The following is a 19,580-nucleotide window of genomic DNA, read 5'->3' as shown; positions in this document are numbered from 1 at the left end:
GATGGGCGAATACTCCGTCGGCGAACAGAACAGCGGGGAGGGGCAATTGCGAGAATTCTGAAAGAAGCACCGTGTCATCCTAACTACCGCGCCGGGGCGGATTGCCCGATCAAATCCCTTGCCGTCGAGTGGAGTTCGTCACGGAACGGGTCGCTCAGCGCGTCGATCGTTCCGTCGGGCCGGACGAGAACGGCACACGGACGGTTCAGTCCCAGCAAGGAATGGCCGAGATGGTTCGCATCGGAAATCACCGTGACCCGGATGCCCTCGTGTGTCTTCCGGAAGATGTCGGCCACGCCCTCGACGTCCCTGCGTCGCCTTCCCGTTCCGGGGAACAGCAGCAACAGCGGGGTGGGGGCGGCCAGCTCCTCCCGCAGCCAGCGCCCGCGTTCCGCGTCGAGCGGTACGTCCGGCAGACGCATCCCGGTCCGCAGGTGGCCGGCCTGCTGCCGCGGCCCCGGATGGGCGAACGACAGCTGTGCCTGGCGCGGCACGACGACGCGGTTCAGCACGCCGCTGCGTCCCGCGATCCCCAGCGCCGCGTCCCGGGCCCGCGCCCGCCAGCCGCTCATCATCCACATCCGCGTCTGGAGGTCGGTGTCGGAGACCACGGCGCGAGCGACCCTGAGCCGTTCCTCTTCCCACCGGTCCAGCGCCTCGTCGCCCCACCGGCCCTCGCACACGCCGGCGAGCCTCCAGGCCAGCGAGGCCGCGTCCTCGATGCCGGTGTTCAGCCCCTGACCGCCGGCCGGGCTGTGGATGTGCGCGGCGTCACCGGCCAGCAGCACCCGACCGACCCGCAGCCGGTCGACCACCTTGGCGTGCACGCGGAACACACCGGTGCGCTGCTCGCCGATCAGCTCGATCGGTACCGGGCAGCGCTCCGAGGCCGCGCGTTGCACGGCGTCCCGGGGGTCGTCCACCGCCAGGTCGGGGGCCGCGCTCACGAACGTCCGGTACATGCCGCCCGGCAGTCCCACGACCACCAGCACTCCGGCGGCCGACATGAAGTAGTGGACCTCGTCATGGGCCAGCGAGGTACGCACCGGACCGTCGGCGAGCAGGAACCGCTGCGGGTACGAACTGCCCCGGAAAGGCACTCCCAGCACCTCGCGGACCCTGCTGTGCGCGCCGTCGCAGCCGACGACCCGGCCGAAGCGTGCCGTCGCCCGGCCGCGCGCCGTCTCCAGCTCGGCGCTCACCCCGGCGTCGTCCTGCGTGAAGGAGGTCAGGGACGTCCCGAACTCGATCGTGCCGCCCAGCCCGCGGAAGGTGTCCCGCAGGACCGCCTCCGTCTCCTGCTGGGGAATCGACAGGGCGTACGGGTAGCGTGTGCGGCGCATTCCGCCGAACGCCAGGCGGGCGACGCGCTCCCCCTGTGAGTGGTAGTTCTGGGCGCGCAACACCACGCCGCGCCGGTGCAGTTCGTCCGCGGCACCGAACCGCGCCAGCGCCTCGATGCCCCGCGGCCACAGGGCGATCGCCTTGGAGTGGGGATTGGGACGTTCGGAGCGGTCGATGACGCGCACCGGCACACCGCGCCTGAGGAGTTCGATCCCCGTGACGAGCCCCACCGGGCCCGCTCCGACGATGAGCACCTGCGACGATTCGGTCATGATTCCACCTTCTGTGCGGATGTCTCTTTAGGCGCAGCCGTGCGCTTCTTGCGGGGCAGAGCCGCCGGACACGGCCCGCGTGCGTGCTTGTATTCCAGCCGGTGAACGGCGATGCGCACGGTGTCGCCGGCGTACTGACGGAGGTGCTGGCAGCAGTGGCCGGCCAGATCTGTTTCTCGGTCCTCGGAGCCCTCGGCGTCTCCACGGGCACCACTACCCACACCCTGCGCGGCCCGATGGTGAACAAGGTGATGGCCCTGCTCCTGCTGAGGGCCGGACAGGTGGTGGAGGTCGACGCGTTCGTCGACGAGCTGTGGGACGAGCGGCCCCCGCGGTGGGCGCTCAGCACCCTGCGCACGCACGTCTACCACCTGCGCCGCCAGCTCGACGAGGTGTTGGAGCTCCCCGCCCAACAGCTGTTGCACACCCGCCGGTCCGGCTATCTCCTGGACATCGACCCCGAGCAGTTGGACGCCACCCGGTTCACGCGGCTCTTCCGGGACAGCGAGCGGCTGCTCGCCCGGGACCGGCCGGACGAAGCCGTCGCCGCCTGCCGTGAGGGACTGGCCCTGTGGCGGGGCCGGGCGCTGTCCACGGTGGACCCGGGGCGGGTGCTCGGCGGTCACGTCCAGTACCTGGAGGAGCTGCGCATCCGGGCCCATCAGGTGCGCGTCGAGGCGGAGATGCGGCGCGGCCGCCACACCCACCTCGTGCCCGAACTCCGTGACCTGGTCGCCTCGCACCCCTTCAACGAGTGGTTCCACCACTCCTTGATCGAGTCCCTGCGGGAGTCGGGGCGACGTGGTGAGGCGCTCAGCGCCTTCCAGGCCCTGAGGACCATGCTCCGGGACGAGCTGGGTCTCGAACCCGCCGACGGGCCGTCGTGGAGCGTGCCCGCGTGACGGGGCACCCGCGCGCCCTGTGGACATGGACTTCCCCCTCGCTCCGCCGCCGCCCGAAATCGTCTGTCCGGTCTCCCGATGGTGGGGCGCCGCCATGAAAGCCCGATAAAAGCGGAGGGGAACGAGAGATGGGCGACGTCCACCTCCGCGGCGGAAGGGCCGGCTCCTCCTCCGGAACGACGGGGATGCGGGTCTTGGCCGTGCGCCCCGCGCGGGACGTGATCGCCGTCCTGCGGCGGGCAGGCGCCGGCGGGGCTGCGGAGGCGCACACGGACGGGTGCGGGTACGGGTGCGGGTACGACATGCATCCGGCGGAGCGGGAGCTGGTGCGGGGAAGCTCACCGGCCCGGCGCCGTGAGTTCGCCGCCGGGCGCGCCGCGGCAGCCGACGCCCTGCGACTGCTCGGCCGGTCCGGGCCGGTCCTGCGCGAGGCCCGACGCCCCCGCTTCCCGATCGGGGTACGGGGGTCCATCAGCCACTGTCGAGGCGCGGCCGCCACCTGCCTGGCCACCACCCGGCCGGACGTGGCGGCCGTGGGCGTGGACGTCGAACGCGTCGGCCGGCTCTCACCGGAGACCGCCGCGCTGGTCTGCACACCGCCGGAGCGCGCCCTGCTGAGCGACGACCACGCGGGCGAGCGACTCCTCACGGTGATGTTCTCGGCGAAGGAAGCCTTCTACAAGGCGGCCGGCGCCCTCGACCTCCCCCGCGAGCCGGTCTTCCACGACCTGGAGGTCGTCCCCCACCCCGGCCGCGCGAAGCACGACGCGAGCGACCCCGGGAGCGGAATCGGCACCGGCAACCGGCTGCGCCTCACGCCCGTCCCGGGGCTCCTCCCCGACGGATGCATCGTCCGGGGCCAGGTCCGGTCCGTGGGGCCGTACGTCTGGACGACGGTGCTGTTGCTCCGGGTCGGCAACGCCCCTGCGGCAAGTCGGACATTCCGGTTCGCATGATCCTCCGGATCGGCTCCGTGTCGCAGATGGAGAAGTCTCCGAACACGGTGGCCCGCGCCCCGGAGCCCTCCCGCCGCGCACGAGGAGCGGACGTCATGATCGGGACCGTTCACGCCGCATCCGCGGACACCGCTTGATGCCATCAACAGTCATGCTGGGCAAGGGGGTTGCTGAACGTTACCGGATCGCTCGCGCGGTGACCGACCCCGTCCGACCGGCTCCCTCCAGCGGTCCGTCCCCGCGGACCACCACCGTGCCCACGGGGAGCAGTCGCGCACTCGTTTGCTTGCGGCCCTGCGAGCGTGCACACTTGCGCGAATTCCGGTACGGGCGCAGTGCCGCACCCTCCTCATGACGGATGTACCCGGAAGCCGCCTTGCGGGTCATCAGCAAGCCGAACGGGAGCACGTGTTGAGTACACCGGGTACTGGTCGTCCGCAGCATCTGCGAAGCCTCACCGACGGGGAGCTCTGCGCCCTGCTGCGCGGGCACGACTCGGAGTCCGACGCCGGGGTCGAAGACGTGATGGCCGAGGTGTTCACGCGTCACCATTCCTCGGTCCTCGCCTACGCGCGCACGTGCTGTCGGGACCTGTCCACCGCCCAGGACCTCACCGCCGAGGCATTCGCCCGTACCTACCGGGCCGTCGCCTGGGGTGCCGGGCCCGAGCACGCCTGGCGGCCGTACCTGCTGACCTGCGTGCGGCGCCTGGCGGCCGCATGGGCGCGGGAGAGCGCCCGTACGCGGCTGTCCGACGACTTCGAGGAATGGGCCGCGCAACTCTCGGACGGCCAGGACGCCGAGGACACCGTCTTCTCGGCGGAAGAGGGATCGCTGGTCCTGCGGGCGTACCGGTCGCTGCCGGAGCGCTGGCAGGCCGTGCTGTGGCACGCCGTCGTCGAGCACGAGCCGGCGGCCGAGACCGCCGGCCGGCTCGGGATATCGGCGGGAGGCGTCGGCTCGCTGGTCGCGCGTGCGCGGGAGGGCTTGCGAGAGGCGTACCTGCGCGCACACCTGGACCAGAGTGCGAGCGACGAGTGCCGGCACTACGGCGGGCAGATCGCCGCCACGCTCCGTCGGCCGGGCAAGCGCCGGGCCCGGGACCTGGGCCGCCACCTTCAGGGGTGCGCCGACTGTGCGCGGGCCGAGCGCGACCTGCGCGACGTCAACGGCCGGTTGGGGGTGCTGTTGTTGGGCGCGATCCTGTTGTGGAAGCCCGCCGCCTTCCTGGCGACCCTGGGCGAGAACGGTGCCCATCTCGCGGCGGGTGCGGGAACGCTGAACGGGACCCAGCTCGCCGGGGCCAAGGTCGGTACCGTGAAGTGGGCCGCGGCGGTGGCCGTGGTCGGAACCACGGCCACCGTGGTCGCCCTGTTGCCGGCCGAGGCCGAGGACAACAGGTCCGGCCGGGCCGCCGTACCCGCCAGAACGGCCGCGGCCCCGGGAGAGCCGCTCCCGGCGGTGACACCCGTCGTGGCCATCGGTACGGCCGCGTCGGCGTCGGCCACCTCCGCCTCCGCGACACCCCGCCCCTCCGCCTCGACGTCCGCTTCCGCCTCGGCCACCACCGCTCCGACCTCGGCATCGCCCTCGCCGAAGCCCGTCGGCAACACCCTGGTCAACGTGGGTTCGGGGCTGTGTGTGGGCGTCGGCGGCGGCCGTTCCGGCGGCGCGGTGCAGCTGGAGAAGTGCTCCGGCAAGGCCTCCCAGGGATGGCAGCGGCTGCCCGCCTGGCGGAACACCCACCAACTCCGCAACGCCGACACCGGCACCTGCCTCGACGGAACCAGCGGCGGCGGGAACCTCACCGAGGTGACCCTTCGCCCCTGCCGGACCGGGGCGGACCGCGCGACCCAGCTCTGGCGGTTCGAGCCGGCGTCGCGATCCGGCGCGTACCGCATCTGGTTCGTGCCGAGGGTCCCGCGCAGCGACTACCCCGACCATCTGCTGGGCCCGCGGAACTGGCCGAAGGCCGACCCGCCGTGTCCGGGCTCGGAGATGGTGCACCTGCCCAACTACTACAACTCGATCAACCTCGTCTTCGCCCTGGGCTGAGCCCGGCCCGCGGAAGCAGAAGCCCCCCCCCGGTTCCCCGACGCGGACACCATCGCCCTGTTCGGGGACCGCTGGGCTCAGACGACCAGGACCCGGCGCCCCCGGCTGTGGCCGGTGCGGCTGTCGGTGTGCGCCACCGCCGCCTCGGTGAGCGAGTAAGCCTTCTCGACCGGGATGTGGAGCCTGCCCCGGGAGATGAGGTCGACAGCCTCGGCGAGCGCGTCCGGCACGCTCCCGGCCACGCCGGAGAACCGGACGCCCAGCTGCGGCGCGCCCAGGTCGGCGATGGAGACGACCGTGCGCGGGTCCCCGGTCAGCTCGACGAGTTCGGGGATCACGCCCGAGCCGGCCAGGTCGAGGGCCGCGTCGACCCGGCCCAGGCGCCGCACTCGTTCGACCCAGCCTTCGTCGTAGGTCGTGGCGAGGGCGCCCAGGCCGCGCAGGTAGTCCTGGTTCGCAGCCCCGGCCGTGCCGATCACCGTGATGCCGCGCGCGCGGGCGATCTGCAGGACCGCCGACCCGACGCCCCCGGACGCGCCGCTGACGAGCAGCGTCTGCCCGGGCCGTACGCCGACCTCGCGGAGGATGCGCAGCGCGGTCTCCACCACCGACGGGTACCCGGCCGCCTCCTCGAAGGTCAGCCCCTCGGGCATCCGCGCCCAGGCCGACAGCACGGCGAATTCGGCGTACGTGTCGGCGCCTTCGCCGAACACGCGGTCGCCGACCTCGATCCCCTCGACGCCCTCGCCGACCTCGTCCACCACCCCGGCGGCGTCCAGTCCGACCCCGGCGGGCAGTTCGACCGGATGGGCTCCCAGCACCTGGCCCTCCCGGATCCTCCAGTCGACCGGGTTGACACCCGCCGCCCGTACGGCGATGCGTATCCGACCGGGGCTCGCGTGGGGCTCCTCGGCTTCCACCAGTTGCAGGACCTCGGGACCGCCGAACTCGGCGAAGCTGATTTTCCTCATGGCCCGAAGATAGACCTAACCGTTAGGGTTTCACAACGGTTATGAATTCGTACCTGCTAGTGTTCGGGCATGATCGAGCCGTCCGGACGCCGCGAACGCAAGAAGGCCGCGACCCGTCAGAAGATCGCCGACACCGCGCTGCGGCTCTTCCTGGAGCGCGGGTACGAGGCCGTGGGCATCCGTGACGTGGCGGCCGAGGCCGACGTGGCCGTCACCACCGTCTTCGCCCACTTCGCTTCAAAGGAGGCCCTGGTCTTCGAACGCGACCAGGACTTCGAGCAGCGCCTCACGCGAGCGGTATCCGACCGGCCCCCGCACGAGCCGCTCATGCCGGTCCTGCACCGCGAGGTCCAGGCTCTGGTGCGGCACTGCACGGCGGAGGGCGGTGCCCCCGTCCGACGCATGATCGAGGGGTCCCCCGCCCTGCGGGAATACGAGGAGTCGATGAGCCTGCGTCACGCGCAGGCGCTGGCAGCGGCGCTGGCCGCCGATCCCCACCTGTCCCGGAGCGCGACGGCCTGCCGGGCGACCGCACGGTTCGCCATCGACGCCTTCGCGCTGGCCTGCCAGGCGGACGATCCGGGGGCGACCGTGGACGAGGTCTTCCGGATGATCACGGCGGCCTGGGAAGCCACCGCGCCCTGAGTCGCAGACGCCGGCGCGCTGCGGCCGGGGCCGGGGCCGGGGCCGGGGCACGACCCCGGAGGAGGCCGACCGGCAGGCCGCCCGCTTGTGGGAGGACTCCCCCGCGGCGGGCGGCCGCAGGGGATCCCTCGTCGTCCGGCTCCCCACCTGATCGGCGGGACAGCTCCTGGGCCCTGTCGTCAAAGTCTCGCCTGGCCCGCGGCGCCACTTCGACGACAGGACCTAGAAGACCGTGTTGAAGCCGGCCGCGTCCAAGTCCGAGTACACGGACGAGGTGACGGGGGGCTTGAACGGGGTGGCCGCGTCGCCGGTGCCCGCGTAGAGCTTCGAACCGCCCGGTCCGACCGCGTAGAGGTCGCCGCGGCCGTCGCGGTCCGCGTCACCGACGCCGACGAGGTGGGTGAAGGCGCCCCAGCCGCCGCCGAGCTTCGCGCGAGGTCCGAAGGTGCCGTCTCCCTTGCCCTCGTACAGCCACAGGACACCGGAGGTGTCGCGGGCGAGGAGGTCCCCGGCGGCGCTCGCGGTGATGTTGCCCACGGCCGTGAGCTGGTTGTAGATGCCCCAGCCGCCGCCGAGCTTCACGCGTCCCGCGAACGGCGCGCTCGCGTTCCCCGTGCTCTTGTAGAACCACAGGGTGCCCGCCGTGTCGGTGGCGAGCAGGTCGGACCTGCCGTCGCCGTCGAGGTCGCTGCCGCCGGTGAGCCGGCTGTAGCCGCCCCAGCCGCCGCCGATCTTCGTACGGGCGGCGAAGTTGCCGTCGCCCTTGCCCTCGTACAGCCACAGGACGCCGTCGGCGTCGCGGGCGACCAGGTCGGCGGCGGCGCCTCCGGCGATGTCGCCGACGGCCTCCAACTGGTTGAAGACCTGCCAGCCGCCGCCCATCCGCACCCGTTCGGCGGAGTACGTGTCCGACGAGAGCGGCGTCTTGACGGTGTCGTCGCGCCACAGCACGCCCGAGGCGTCCCGGGCCAGCAGGTCGGGGCTGCCGTTGTCGGTGTAGTCGTGCATGTTGGTCGCGCGGACGACCTTGAAGGTGCCGGACTCCTTCAGGCTCGGGCCGATGCCGTTGAGCGGGGCCGCGTCGAGCTCCCACGTGTAGTCGCCGCCGGGAGCGAGTGCGCCGTAGCCCTGGGCGTTGGGCAGGAGCCCGTCCCAGCGGAAGGTGACGGCGCCGGTGCCGTGGGGCGTGTTGAAGTCGAACGTGAACTGCTTGCTCTGCCCCGTACGGACATGGCGCAGGGTCACGGACCCCTTGGCGTTGTACCGGGAGAGCGTCCAACTCAGCGTTGCCGCGCCGCCGTTCTTGTCGAGTTCGGCGACCTGGGGGACGTCCTTCCCGACCAGCGTCAGTGCGGTGGACTCGCCGGTGCTCGCGATGAGCGTGGCGTTGGGCGCACCGTTCGTCCCGAGCGCGATCCGGTAGATCCCCTCGCCGTGGGCGAGCGTGCCGCCGCGCACCAGGAGCGCGCCGTCGGGGGTGGAAACGGCGGACGTCGCGTGGTCGAGCAGCTTCACCGTGGTCTTGTCGACGACGTTGACGGCGTTGAACGCGAACCGCTCGGACGGGTAGGTGTAGTTCTGCGCGTAGGGCAGGGGGGCGTACGCCACCCAGTCGCCCAGGAGGCTGACATGGGCGTCGCCGGCATTGCCCAGGTCGGCGAGGGTCACGGCCGGAGTGCTGCCGTTCCCGCCGCGGTCGGCGTACTTCAGCTCGTAGCCGCCCGCCGGAGTGCCCACCACCCAGGCCAAGCGGTTGCCGGAGGCGGCCGCGTCCACGTCGGACGGGGCCTTGCCCAGCTCGCGGTGCTCGACGACGGAGGCGGTCGCGAGGTCCACGACCGCGAGGTGGGAACTCTTGGTGCCGGGACCGCCGACGAAGTAGCGGACGAGCATCTGGGTGGTGGAGACGGGCTCCATGGTCTGGAACCGGAAGTCCGCCGGGAGACCCGTCACCTGCCGGTCCGAGCCCACCTGGTTGCCCTCGCCGATGAGACGCAGCTGACCCTTCTGGGTCGCCTCGTCCCACGAGGAGAAGGCGAGCGTCCTGCCGACGATGCCCCTCCACAGGAGACGGCTGTCCGTCTGCTCGATGAACTTCGGGGAGCTGCCGGGCGAGGACATGTCGTGGAGGGCGTAGCGGCTCGTGGCGTCCTCACGGGTCGCGACGGTGTCGGAGCCGCCGACGTGGTAGCCGTTGTACCGGTCCGGGAGATCCGTGGTCACGCCGGTCGCGGTGTTCGTCCAGCGGAAGACCGTCTTCTGCTGTCCCGTCTGGATGTCGGCGGACAGGAACCCGCTCTGCCCGGCGCCGACGATGCGCGAGGTCCGGGGGATGGAGATGACGCCGTCCCGCACCGTGGCGGGGGCGGCGGTCGTCGGTGCCGCGGTCGTCGGTGCCGCGGTCGTCGGTACGGCGGTCGTCGGTACGGCGGTCGTCGGTACGGCGGTTGCGGGGGCCGCTGTCAGCGCGGTACCGGCGGTCACGGCGAGGACGGCGGTCACGGCGGCGGCGAGTCGGCGGCGCGGGCAGTTTCCGCGGCCTGGACGGCGACTTCGGCGTTGGCTTCGGCTTCGGCTTCGGTAAAGCGGCGACGAGCGATGGCTCGGTCGTGGAACACGATGGGTCCTCCCCCAGAGAGACCGGGCGCACCCTGCGCCACGCCTGGTCAGACTCATGATCACGAGGGAGGGTTGTACACACGTTCGATGGTGGTGTGGTGTTCTCGTTCCGTGGCCACACGATCACCCAGGCACCGGCGGCCGGGACACGGGCCGCCGATCACTGGTCACCGCCTTCCCCGAGCACGCAGATCAGGGCGACGAGTACGAGCAGGATCGTGGCGAGCCGCTGAACGTCCCGGGCCGCCCACCCCTCGTTCAAGGCGAGGACGAGAACGGCGGTGACGGCGTACGGCCACGAACGGCGCGGCGGCCGGGCGAAGTTCGACATGGGCGCTCCAGGTTCGGCGATCGGCTGAAGACCCAGGCTGCTCCGTGGTCAGATTGTCCGGCCGGGCCCGGCGACGCGGTGCAGGTGACAGGCGGGGCATCGGTGACAACGCCGGGTTGTCTGCCGGACAAGTCGGGGGGCGGGGTACATGGCGCGGCCTCTGGGCGAGTTGCGGGGCACGACGGAACAGGCGAATGAACTGGCGCGCTGGCTGCGAAAGATCACGAACGGGGTCGGTGTCCGGCAACTGGAGGCGGACTTTCCGTACAGCAAGTCGATGTGGACCCAGTTCCGCAATGGCAGCCGTCTCGTACCGCGGGAACTCCTCGGCCAGGTGGTGAACCGCTACCTCCGCGAACCGGCCATGCGGCAGCGCCAACTCGACCTGGGGCTCCGGCTTCTGGACGAGGCCCGGCAGAGTGCCGCGGCCCGGACCCCGGGCGAGGCGAGCGAGCTCACGCGCGCCGCCGCCCGTCCACGGCACCTGGACTCCTTCGCGCAGGCCGTACTGCGGCTCGATGACGCGCGGTTGCGCCAGATGGAGGCGATCCGCCGGCTGACCGCCTCCGAGCGCCGGTGCGAGCAGTTGCAGGATCTGGTGTCCGCGCTGGAACAGCGCTGCACGCTGTTGGAGCACGAACGCGATCGGGCGCGCGACGAGGTCCGCGCGGAGCTCCAGCAGGCACTGGAGATGTCGGTGGAGTACCGGCGTCAGGCGAACCACAAGCTGAAGCGGGCCCGGCGTGCCCGCATCGAGGCGTACGAACTGAGGCTGGCCGCCGAGACCCAAGTGACCCGTGCACAGTTGGGCATGAGCCGGGACAGCGCGGTGCCGGACGAGGTGGGCACCGCTCTTGTCCCGCCGTCGGCGACCGCCGGGAGCCTCGCCTCGTTGGAGGGACTCGCCCCCGCACTGCATGCCATGGACGACGAGTTGGACGAAGACGATCAGGGGAGGGACGAGCTCCGCACGGCGCTGCGGCTCCCGGCCGTCGACCGTCCCGTACACGACGCGACGCTCCTGCGCGGCACGGTGGAGGAGTCCCCGGCCGAGCCCCCGCTTTCCCCCTCCCTCGTCCCCGGAGTTGGCGGCGTCCGGCCGTCCGCAGGCGACGGAGAAGGCAGGGGCGAAGGAGAAGGCGGAGAGAACCGAGACAACCGAGACAACGAAGACGACGAAGACAACGGCGGCGGCACGGGCTCCGCGGCGGCGGGTGCGACGATCTCGCGCCGAACCCGCACCACGACCGCCGCCCTGGGCTGTGCCGTTCTGGCGACGCTGGGGGTCCTGCTGGCCTGGGACCCGCCGCCGTGGACCACGTCCCCGCACGATTCCCTGGGCGGGCGTGACGGCGGCCGCCTGAGGATCGGCGTCGTCGTGGACGCACCCGGGCTGAGCGAGTTGAATCGCGGCACCATCAGCGGCTTCGAAGCGGCCATGACGGGCCGGCTCGCCCGGAGCCTCGGATTCACCGACGATTTCGAACTCGTACCGGTGACGGTCGAGAAGCGGACGGCGGCTCTCCGGGACGGGCAGGTCGACATGGTCATCGCCCATGACGAGATCACCGAAGAACGCAGGAAGCAGGCCACGTTCGTCGGGCCCTACCTGAGGAGCTACCACGGGGTGCTGGTCAAGAAGGGGGACAAGAGCATCGCCTCCTTCAAGGACCTGAACGGCCGGACGATCTGCACGCGCGAGCATGCCGGCACACAGGAAGCGCTGATCAGGGTCAACAAGGCGAAGATCGTGACCCGCCCGGACACGGAGCATTGCCTCCAGGCGCTGCGCACCGGCCAGGCGGACGCCGTCATCGGCAACCAGGTGGCCCTGTACGGCTACACGCAGAAGTACGCCGACGTCGAGGTGCCGCCTGCCGTGACTGACGGGCAGCCGGTCGGCAACTACGGCATCGCGCTGCCGAAGGGAACCTCCGCCGATGTGTGCAAGGAGGTGTTCAAGGCCCTCCAGGACTACGTCCGCAACGAGTGGGAGGCCGACTTCCGCACCCACTTGAACAGCGTGGTTCTGGCGTTTCCCACGACGTGGAACGCCTTCATCCCGCCCGAAGGCGACATGGATCGACAGTCCTCCTGCGTCGCCTGACCGCCCGTCCTGCCCCCTCCTGACCAGCCCCCTGACCTGCCCCCTCGCCACGCGGTCGACCATCGCTCGGAAATCTGTCCAGGCCAGGGCGCCGCGGAAGCGTCGCCTGCCGCAGGCCTGCCGGTGCGGATGAACAGCGGCAACGTCCGTCGTCCGCCGCGCCGGCACGGTCGACGGCCGACAAGCCACCCCGAAACCGCGTGGCCTCTGTCAGTGCCGGGTGGAAGGATTGACGCGGTCGGCATTCCGACCGCAACGGGGGGATGAGCATGGACAGCGAGAGCACCACGTACGTGTGGCCACGACAGGCGACACCGTCGGACACCGAGCAGTTGGAAGGATGGTTGGCCGAGCGCGGCTGGGAGGTCGACCCGACGGTCTACATGGCCGGCGCGGGCGGCGCCGCCGTGCAGGTCCGGCGCGCCGGGGCCGTCTGGGCCGACGGCGAGCCGGGGCTGTTGATCCTGCCCGCGGAGACCGTGGTCTGGGACGGAGCACGCATACGCATCGCGCCCCCGACGGCCTCGCCCGCGACTGCCGTGCCCGCGGTTGCCATAACGACGGCTGCCGTCGCCGCGGCTGCCGTGCCCGAGCGGTGCCCGGCCTCGTAGACGCACGTACGAACGAGCCCGGGCGCTACGGGCCGGCGCGCGCGTGGTCCGTACGGACTCGCGCCGGTACCGTCCGATACTGATGTCGGTGTCGGTGCCGCTGCCCTCTCTCGATGTCGCTCTCGCTCTCGCTACCGATGCCTATGCCGATGCGATGTCCGTGTCGACGGTTGCCTTCAGACGTCCCGTCCCGGCCCGTCAGACGGTGCTGCGGGCAGTGCGGCGGCCGAGGGCGCGGGCGCGCAGTAGGGTGCGCAGGGGGGCCGCGAGTCCATAGCCGACGTCCTTGCGCAGGGCGCCGACTCCGGCCTTTTCCACTGCCGTGAGTTGGTGGGCCATCAGTTCCGTCATGGCCGTGACCACGGGGCGCAGTCCGGGCTCCGCCAGGTCGGCGATGCCGTCGGTGGCCGCGAGGGCGGTACGGGCACGCTCGCACTCGGCGGCGAGGAGGCCCCGTACGGCCGGGGTGTCGCGGGCCTGTTCGAGGTCGGTCCGGGTCACTCCGTGTTCGGCCAGACGGGCGCGGGGCAGGCAGAGACGGCCATCCGCGAGGTCCCCGGCGAGGTCGGCGAGGAAGTCGCCGCGCTGGGCCGCGTCCACGAATCGGCGCCAGCCGGCGGCCTGTTGCTCGTCGGGGCCGTCCTGGTACTGGAGGCCGGTGGAGACGAGGACGCCGGGCCAGGCGTAGGCGTCGAGGTAGTCCTGGAACTCCGCTTCGTCGGCGAACCCGTCGAAGGTCGCCTCGGCGGTGGCGGCGCCGTCGAGGAAGCGGGTGATCCAGTGCACCGGCAGGTTCCGGGTGTGGACGGCGTCGGCGTACGCGCGCAGCAGCGGATCCGGACCGTGCTCGCCGGCCAGAGCCGCCTCGACGCGTGCGGCCAATGCAGCGAGGCCTGCGGCGCGCTGCTCGGGAGTACCGGTCTCGGCCGTGTCGTCGACCAGGTTCATGAAGGCGACGCCGACGGCGAGCCGGGGCACCAGGTGCGGGGCGGCCAGCAGGCGCAGGGTGACGTACGGAGCCGGGTCGCGGCGGAGCACTCGGCGGGCGGTGCGGGTGTAGTCCTCCCGGAGCCGGGGGTCTGATACCCCGGCCCTGGTCAGGGTGGTGCTCCAACTGGGCATGGTGACCTTGCTCCTCGGATCGCGTCGGACCTCGCGTGAGCCCGTGCGCACGGGCTCACCGGCTCAGCGTTCTACGGGCACGCGATGTCAGGAGCGTACGAGGGTGGAGGCCACGATCGCGCCGAGGGGTTGGTCTTCTTCGCGACGTCGTGGAATGCGGCGAGGCGACCACGACGGCGATCGCAGGCTCCCGATCCGTCGCCGGCAGGCGGCGCGGGGTTCCGGGTGGCGCGGCCCGTCCGGGTGGCGCGGGGTTCGGGCGACGCGATCCGTCCCGGCGGCGCGAGCCAACCCGGCATCACCGGACGGCCATCCCGGCGGCGTGCCCGTCCCGTGCTGCACGACGGCCTGAGCCACCGCATCTCGCCGGGCCGGGCATCAGCCGGCCTCCGCCGCAGGACGCGCGGCGTCCGGCCGGCCCGGAGAAGGAGGCCGGAGATTACGCGCTGGTGGCACTCCGGTTCTCCACCGGGTCGAGGGAGTCGATGTCCTCCATGAAGCTCAGCATCCGGGCGTTGACCAGGTCCGGGTGGTCGAGCTGCGGTCCGTGGCCGGTCGCGGCGACGATCTCGGCGCGGGCTCCGGGGATCAGGCGCGGTACGCGCTCCAACTGGCGCTTGGGGTGCACGAGCAGACTGCGCTTGCCCATGATCAGATAGAACGGCGTGCGGATGGAGCCCAGTTCGGCGTCCGACAGCGGTAGCGGCGCGGGGCGGCGGATCCGGAAGGCGCGGACGCTCGCCTGGATCCACGTACGCAGCTCGGGAACGACGATCACCGGCTGCTCCAGCCAGGCGGCGAGGCGGGGGCGCCACGCCTTGGGGGCGTAGGTGGCGAAGAGGCTGGCGAAGATCCAGACGAAGAAGCGCAGGCCCACCTTCTCCAGGCCGCCGGGGTCCAGGGCGGTGACGGAGGCGAACCGTTCGGGCCTCAGGTGTACCTGGTTGATGACCAGCCAGCCGCCGTACGAGGAGCCGACCAGGTGGACCTTGTCGAGTCCCAGCGCGTCGAGGGCCTCGTCCATCCACTGCGCCGCGCGCTCGGGCTGCCACATGGTCTCGCGCTGCACGCTGCGGCCGGGGTCGCCGGGGGTGTCGAGGGCGTAGACGGGCCGGTCGGCGCTGAGCGCGACGGTGTTGGGGTACCACTGGGCGGAGCAGCCGCCCGAACCGTGGATCAGGACGACGGGCGTGCGCAATTCCGCTGCCGGGTCCGTGGGCCCGTACTGGTAGACGTGGGTGGTGCCGAAGGTGGTCTCGACGTCCGTCTCGGAGCGGATGGGCGCGCCCTTCGCGTAGAGCACGTCGCAGGTGGCGAAGTAGCGGTCGCGCAGTTCGTCGTTGACGTAGTGGCCTATGTCGCGTCGCACGCGGTTCGTGTTCTCGGGCACGGGGCACCTCCGGGAGATCCGTTCTTCGTGATACGACAGTACCACGATGTTGATACGTCGGTACCATGAAAATCTCCCGGGCCGACCGCAACGGCCGGCCCGGACCCATGGGCCAACGGCCCCATCACCCCGACCACGGCCGGAGGCAACACCGATGCCAAGGCGCGTGGACCACGAGGAACGCCGCACCCGGATCGCCGAAGCGCTCATCCGGGTCGCCGGACGCCGCGGACTGCACTCCGTCGGCATGCGCGACGTGGCAACCGAGGCAGGCGTGTCCCTGCGCCTGGTGCAGTACTACTTCCGGACCAAAGAGAGGCTGCTCTTCCACGGGCTCCGGCACCTCACCGACCGCTTCACGGCCCGGGTCGACGCCCGACTCGCCGCCGCCGGCCCGGCCCCGGGTCCGCGCGCGACGATCGAGGCGTTGCTGCTCGCCTCGCTCCCCGTCGACGAGGAGAGCCGCACGTTCCACCTCCTCTACAGCTCCTACTCGATCCTGTCCGTCACCGACGGCGCGCTCGCCGCCCAGCCGTTCATCGACCAGCCCGACTCCGCCGAGCACGCCTTGACCGCGTTGATCAAGCAAGCACAGGAGGCCGGCCTCGCGGACCCCGCGGTGGACGCCCGCATCGAGGCCATCAGCCTGCTCGCCATGGCGGCGACCATGGGCACCGGCATCCTCGTGGGCCGGCGCGGTCCCCGATCGGCGATCGCGATCCTCCGCCGCCACCTGGACCGCGTCTTCACCACCAGCCCCCACGCGTCTGCCACACGGCGCCACCGCACACCCCCACGGAATGAGTCGACCACGTGACGGGGTGGCGACCCACAATGCCCTCCCGCACGCAGGCCGGACGGCCAGGTCGGTGATGACCTGGCCGTCCGGGACCATGTGTCGGGTGCCACGCGGCGGGCTCAGCGTTCGCCCCCGGCAGCCTCTGTGCTGGCGTGGCGGGGGCGGGGTGAGCGCCGCGTCGGGTCAGAGCCTGGCCTGGGATCCGTTGAGTTCCACGAAGCCGAGCGTGCGCCCCAGCCCCACGAGGCTCGTCACCACACGGCCCAGCACGTTGATCGACGCGCCCGGGTTGTTCCGGATGTTGTACGCGAACTGCGAGATGGCGCCCCAGTTGTTCTCCAGATCGGCGTAGCCCCCACCCAGAGGGTTGCTCTCCCAGCGTGCGATGTTGTTCCGTACACGGTCGAGGATCGGACTGAACCGGCTAGCCTCAGAAAAGATCTGAATGGCCGTCAGCAGCCCGCTCCCGACGTTGTCGTTGTACTCGGTGGGGCTGTGGAGTTGTTGCATGCCGTGGTACATCCGCTGGGGGTTCAGCACCAGCTCGGCCCTGTTGTTCCCACCGGGAAGGCCGGTGTAGTTGCCGGTCCTCGGCATGATGCGCGCGTTCGTGATGCCGAGCGTGTTCTGGAACTCCTGGACCCGGTCGTTGAACACGAAGTGGACGTTGCTGCCCGGGGCGTAGAAGCCGGCGACGTACAGATTGTCCGCCCACAGATAGACGGACGCGAGGTGCGCGTTGTCCGTGTCCAGCACCCGGACCTGAACCAGGCGACCGCGCTCCGTGGTGGTCTGCGCGAGGCCCTCGTAGTGGGTCGGCAGGCCGTAGGTGAGCCGATGGATGTCGGCGATGAGGTTGTAGTAGTTCTGCGCGTGAGTGGGGCCGCCGTCGGTGATGCGCGAGACGTGCCAGTCGATGACCTGGAGGTTCTGGGCGGAGGCCGGACCGCTCAGGACCGTCACCAACCCCATCGCGGTCGCCAGTGTCAGCAGTATCGAGCAGAGTTTCCGCAGCATGTTCCTTGTGTTCCGTCCTGATCGCTCGCGGGGTTGGCTGCCTGAGGCTAGGTCTGCCTCGCGTGCCCGAATTGCCTCTCAGGGCACGCCTGCTGATCCCGCCGCGCACACGTCACCCGTCCCCGACGCCGCCGACCGGCCCTGCCCCGGACCCCCGGCTCCCCGCTCGCCGCTCCCGGCTCCCGGCGTTCCTCCAGCGGCCGCGCGAGATCGCGCCCGTACCGGGCGCGTGCTCGCTGTCTCTACCCTGGTGACATGAACGTGTTCGAGGGCGGTGACGGCCGGTACCTGGAGATGACGAACGGTGGCACGGCGGTGTTCGTGGACGTGCTGATGCTCGCCGTGTCCGCGCTGGCCCGCGAGCCGTGGGACTTCCGCTTCGCCGCCCTGCTGACCCTTCAGGACCAGAACGTGATGGGCCGTGGAGTGGTCGGCTTCGACCTGGCGGAACTCGATTGGGGAAACACGCCGCAGGAGCGGGCCGCGGCCAAGGACTTCCTGCTGCGCGTACTTGACCTGGCCCTCTCGCGCCACCGGTGGGAGGAACTGACGTACGAGCCGCCCCGGGCCGAGGGCTACCTGCGTACGTACCGGGCGATGGTGGAGGACTTCGACCCCGCCACCGCGACGGCCGGCGCGGGCGTCCTGCCCGGGCCCGACGAGGCCGCGATCGCCTCGTGCGCACGCCACCGGGTACTGGACGCACTGCCGTTCTGGGAAGCGTGCGTGTTCTGCACCGCCGGCGTCTGAGGCGCCCCGCCCCGTCTCCCGAGGAGTGCGGCTGTGTTCAGGTGCCTGCGGCAGTCCGCGCCGCAGGTGCCGGCCGGACGATGGCGCAGCATCCGAGGCCGATGACCAACATGGCCACGGAGAAGGCCAGGGCGGCCTGGGTGGCGGTGGTGGAAGTGCTTCCGAGGTGCGCCTGGAGGAGGACGCCCGTCGCGGCGCTGCCGAGGGCCCCGCCGAGTTGGCGGGTGGTGTTGAAGACACCGGAGGCCGCGCCGACCAGGGAGGGTTCCAGGGTGCGGGTGGCGATGGCGGCGAGTGGCGCCGACACCAGTCCGATGCCGATGCCGGACACGAGCAGCGAGGGCATCAGCGCCCATGGGCTGATGCCCGGGCGCAGCAGCCATGTCAGGGAGCCGAGGCCCGCGATCAGCAGGGCGAAGCCGGCGGCCGCGAGCAGGCGGGGACTGGTGGTGTCGGACCGCTTGCCGGCGAACCGTGCGCACAGGGAGGACAGGGCGAACATCGGCACGGTGATGGCGCCCGCCGCCGGCGGACTGTAGCCGAGATCGCTCTGCAGATAGACCATCAGTGGCAGGAACAGGCCGCCCATGGCGGCTCCCATGGCCCCGCCCGCGGTGACGGCCGCGGAGAAGTTCCGGTGGTGGAACAGCCGTAGGGGCAGGAGCGGCTCGTCGGGGTTGTGGTGCTGCCACCACACGAAGGCCGCCAGGCACAGGGCGCCGAAGACGAGGATGGAGGAGATCGTGAGCGGACCGGCGACGGTGCCCCAGTCGTAGGCCTCGCCGCTCTGCACGCCGAAGACCAACGCCGCCAGACCGAGGCCGCTGAGCACGATGCCCCACAGGTCCAACCGGTGGTCCTTGGCCGGCCTCCAGTCCGGGAGCAGGCGGTGGGCGGCGATCCACCCGGCCACCCCGACCGGCAGGTTGATCAGGAAGATGCCCCGCCAGCCGGTCCAGGCCACGAGCAGCCCGCCGATCACGGGTCCCGCGGCCATCGCCGCGCCACCGACCGCGGCCCAGACACCGAGCGCTCGGCCCCGGCGCTCGGCGGGGAAGAGGTGGACGATCAGCGCCATGGTCTGGGGTGCGATCAGCGCGGCCGTCAGCCCTTGGACGGCCCGCGCCGCGATCAGTACGGGTGCGCTCGGAGCGAGCGCGCACGCCAGCGAAGCGAGGGTGAACCCCGTGACGCCGATCAGGAAGATCCGCTTGGGCCCGTACCGGTCGCCGAGTCGGCCCGCGAGGATCAGCGGGACGGCGTAGCACAGGGCGTAGGCGCTGTTGATCCATACGGCGTCGTTGAGCGACGCGTCCAGGGACGCCCGGATGTCGGGGACGGCCACGTTCACGACGGTGGCGTCCAAGCCGATCATGAAGAAGCTGACGCACAGGGCGTACAGCGCGGCCTGGGGGCTCGGGGACGCCGAGCCGGAAGACGAACGGTTACGAAGCAGGCGGTGCAATGGCGGTCGCGTCCTAGGCATGCCCGCCTCGGCCGCACGTGACGGCACGGGAAACCGAAGCGGGGAACGGAAGCCCTCCACGGGCGGTGACGTTCACACACACTTCGATTCGCACAACAGGCTCCCGGATACTCGACGACACACCCAGGGCGACTCGATTCCATCCCGCGGAATCACCGTCACCCCCCGCAGCCCACGTCCTGGCATCCGCCGCGGGTGACGTG

16 protein-coding genes are annotated in these 19,580 nt (G+C 71.5%); 8 read left to right on the top strand and 8 right to left on the bottom strand.

Annotated elements, in window-relative coordinates; translation table 11 throughout:
• Positions 1 to 83: 83 nt before the first annotated feature.
• Positions 84 to 1,616 (bottom strand): FAD-dependent monooxygenase, encoded by a 1,533-nt coding sequence (locus OG906_RS37330; RefSeq protein WP_329448749.1) that lies wholly within the window; start codon positions 1,614 to 1,616, stop codon positions 84 to 86.
• Positions 1,617 to 1,717: 101 nt separating this feature from the next.
• Between OG906_RS37330 and OG906_RS37325 the strand changes: the two genes are divergently transcribed.
• The 3 genes from OG906_RS37325 to OG906_RS37315 all read left to right on the top strand — a co-directional run bounded on the left by OG906_RS37325 (position 1,718) and on the right by OG906_RS37315 (position 5,529).
• Positions 1,718 to 2,518, top strand: coding sequence for an AfsR/SARP family transcriptional regulator (locus OG906_RS37325; RefSeq protein WP_329448748.1), 801 nt, complete (start codon positions 1,718 to 1,720; stop codon positions 2,516 to 2,518).
• 128 nt (positions 2,519 to 2,646) lie between these two features.
• Positions 2,647 to 3,474 carry a 4'-phosphopantetheinyl transferase superfamily protein gene (locus OG906_RS37320; protein WP_329448747.1) on the top strand — a complete coding sequence of 276 codons (828 nt, stop codon included), beginning with the start codon at positions 2,647 to 2,649 and terminating at the stop codon, positions 3,472 to 3,474.
• Between the two features lie 411 nt (positions 3,475 to 3,885).
• Entirely contained in the window at positions 3,886 to 5,529 is a 1,644-nt protein-coding gene (locus tag OG906_RS37315; protein WP_329448746.1) for a sigma-70 family RNA polymerase sigma factor, read from the top strand.
• Positions 5,530 to 5,606: 77 nt separating this feature from the next.
• Here the strand turns inward: OG906_RS37315 and OG906_RS37310 are convergent, their stop codons facing one another.
• Complete coding sequence (locus OG906_RS37310; RefSeq protein WP_329448745.1) at positions 5,607 to 6,500, bottom strand: NADP-dependent oxidoreductase; 894 nt, start codon at positions 6,498 to 6,500, stop codon at positions 5,607 to 5,609.
• A gap of 69 nt (positions 6,501 to 6,569) precedes the next feature.
• On the opposite strand from OG906_RS37310, the gene OG906_RS37305 reads away from it, so the two are divergent.
• Positions 6,570 to 7,145 carry a TetR/AcrR family transcriptional regulator gene (locus tag OG906_RS37305; protein ID WP_329448744.1) on the top strand — a complete coding sequence of 192 codons (576 nt, stop codon included), beginning with the start codon at positions 6,570 to 6,572 and terminating at the stop codon, positions 7,143 to 7,145.
• Positions 7,146 to 7,367: 222 nt separating this feature from the next.
• On the opposite strand, the gene OG906_RS37300 is transcribed toward OG906_RS37305, so the two are convergent.
• The gene (locus OG906_RS37300; protein ID WP_329448743.1) at positions 7,368 to 9,647 is read right to left on the bottom strand and encodes a VCBS repeat-containing protein; all 2,280 of its coding nucleotides are present in this window, start codon (positions 9,645 to 9,647) and stop codon (positions 7,368 to 7,370) included.
• A gap of 277 nt (positions 9,648 to 9,924) precedes the next feature.
• Positions 9,925 to 10,095 carry a hypothetical protein gene (locus OG906_RS37295; protein WP_267801077.1) on the bottom strand — a complete coding sequence of 57 codons (171 nt, stop codon included), beginning with the start codon at positions 10,093 to 10,095 and terminating at the stop codon, positions 9,925 to 9,927.
• Positions 10,096 to 10,243: 148 nt separating this feature from the next.
• Here OG906_RS37295 and OG906_RS37290 point away from each other — a divergent pair, with 148 nt between their 5' ends.
• Positions 10,244 to 12,202, top strand: coding sequence for a transporter substrate-binding domain-containing protein (locus OG906_RS37290; RefSeq protein WP_329448742.1), 1,959 nt, complete (start codon positions 10,244 to 10,246; stop codon positions 12,200 to 12,202).
• Between the two features lie 269 nt (positions 12,203 to 12,471).
• A complete protein-coding gene (locus OG906_RS37285; RefSeq protein ID WP_329448741.1) occupies positions 12,472 to 12,813 on the top strand; it encodes a hypothetical protein in 342 nt (113 codons plus the stop codon).
• A 198-nt stretch (positions 12,814 to 13,011) separates the two neighbouring features.
• Here OG906_RS37285 and OG906_RS37280 read toward each other — a convergent pair whose 3' ends face one another.
• Both OG906_RS37280 and OG906_RS37275 read right to left on the bottom strand, forming a co-directional pair.
• Positions 13,012 to 13,935: a squalene/phytoene synthase family protein gene (locus OG906_RS37280; RefSeq protein WP_329448740.1), complete on the bottom strand. Its 924-nt coding sequence runs from the start codon at positions 13,933 to 13,935 to the stop codon at positions 13,012 to 13,014.
• 439 nt (positions 13,936 to 14,374) lie between these two features.
• Positions 14,375 to 15,325 (bottom strand): alpha/beta fold hydrolase, encoded by a 951-nt coding sequence (locus OG906_RS37275; protein WP_329448739.1) that lies wholly within the window; start codon positions 15,323 to 15,325, stop codon positions 14,375 to 14,377.
• A 154-nt stretch (positions 15,326 to 15,479) separates the two neighbouring features.
• Here OG906_RS37275 and OG906_RS37270 point away from each other — a divergent pair, with 154 nt between their 5' ends.
• Positions 15,480 to 16,142, top strand: a complete 663-nt coding sequence (locus tag OG906_RS37270) for a TetR/AcrR family transcriptional regulator (protein ID WP_329448738.1) — start codon at positions 15,480 to 15,482, stop codon at positions 16,140 to 16,142.
• A gap of 165 nt (positions 16,143 to 16,307) precedes the next feature.
• On the opposite strand, the gene OG906_RS37265 is transcribed toward OG906_RS37270, so the two are convergent.
• Positions 16,308 to 17,141 carry a ribosome-inactivating family protein gene (locus OG906_RS37265; protein ID WP_329448737.1) on the bottom strand — a complete coding sequence of 278 codons (834 nt, stop codon included), beginning with the start codon at positions 17,139 to 17,141 and terminating at the stop codon, positions 16,308 to 16,310.
• 255 nt (positions 17,142 to 17,396) lie between these two features.
• Here OG906_RS37265 and OG906_RS37260 point away from each other — a divergent pair, with 255 nt between their 5' ends.
• The gene (locus tag OG906_RS37260; RefSeq protein WP_329448736.1) at positions 17,397 to 17,891 is read left to right on the top strand and encodes a hypothetical protein; all 495 of its coding nucleotides are present in this window, start codon (positions 17,397 to 17,399) and stop codon (positions 17,889 to 17,891) included.
• Between the two features lie 37 nt (positions 17,892 to 17,928).
• On the opposite strand, the gene OG906_RS37255 is transcribed toward OG906_RS37260, so the two are convergent.
• Positions 17,929 to 19,356 (bottom strand): DHA2 family efflux MFS transporter permease subunit, encoded by a 1,428-nt coding sequence (locus OG906_RS37255; protein ID WP_329448735.1) that lies wholly within the window; start codon positions 19,354 to 19,356, stop codon positions 17,929 to 17,931.
• Between the last annotated feature and the right edge of the window lie 224 nt (positions 19,357 to 19,580).

Origin of the sequence: Streptomyces sp. NBC_01426 (assembly GCF_036231985.1) — a bacterium.
Taxonomy (GTDB): Bacteria; Actinomycetota; Actinomycetes; order Streptomycetales; family Streptomycetaceae; genus Streptomyces.
This window is presented reverse-complemented; position numbering and strand designations above follow the sequence as displayed.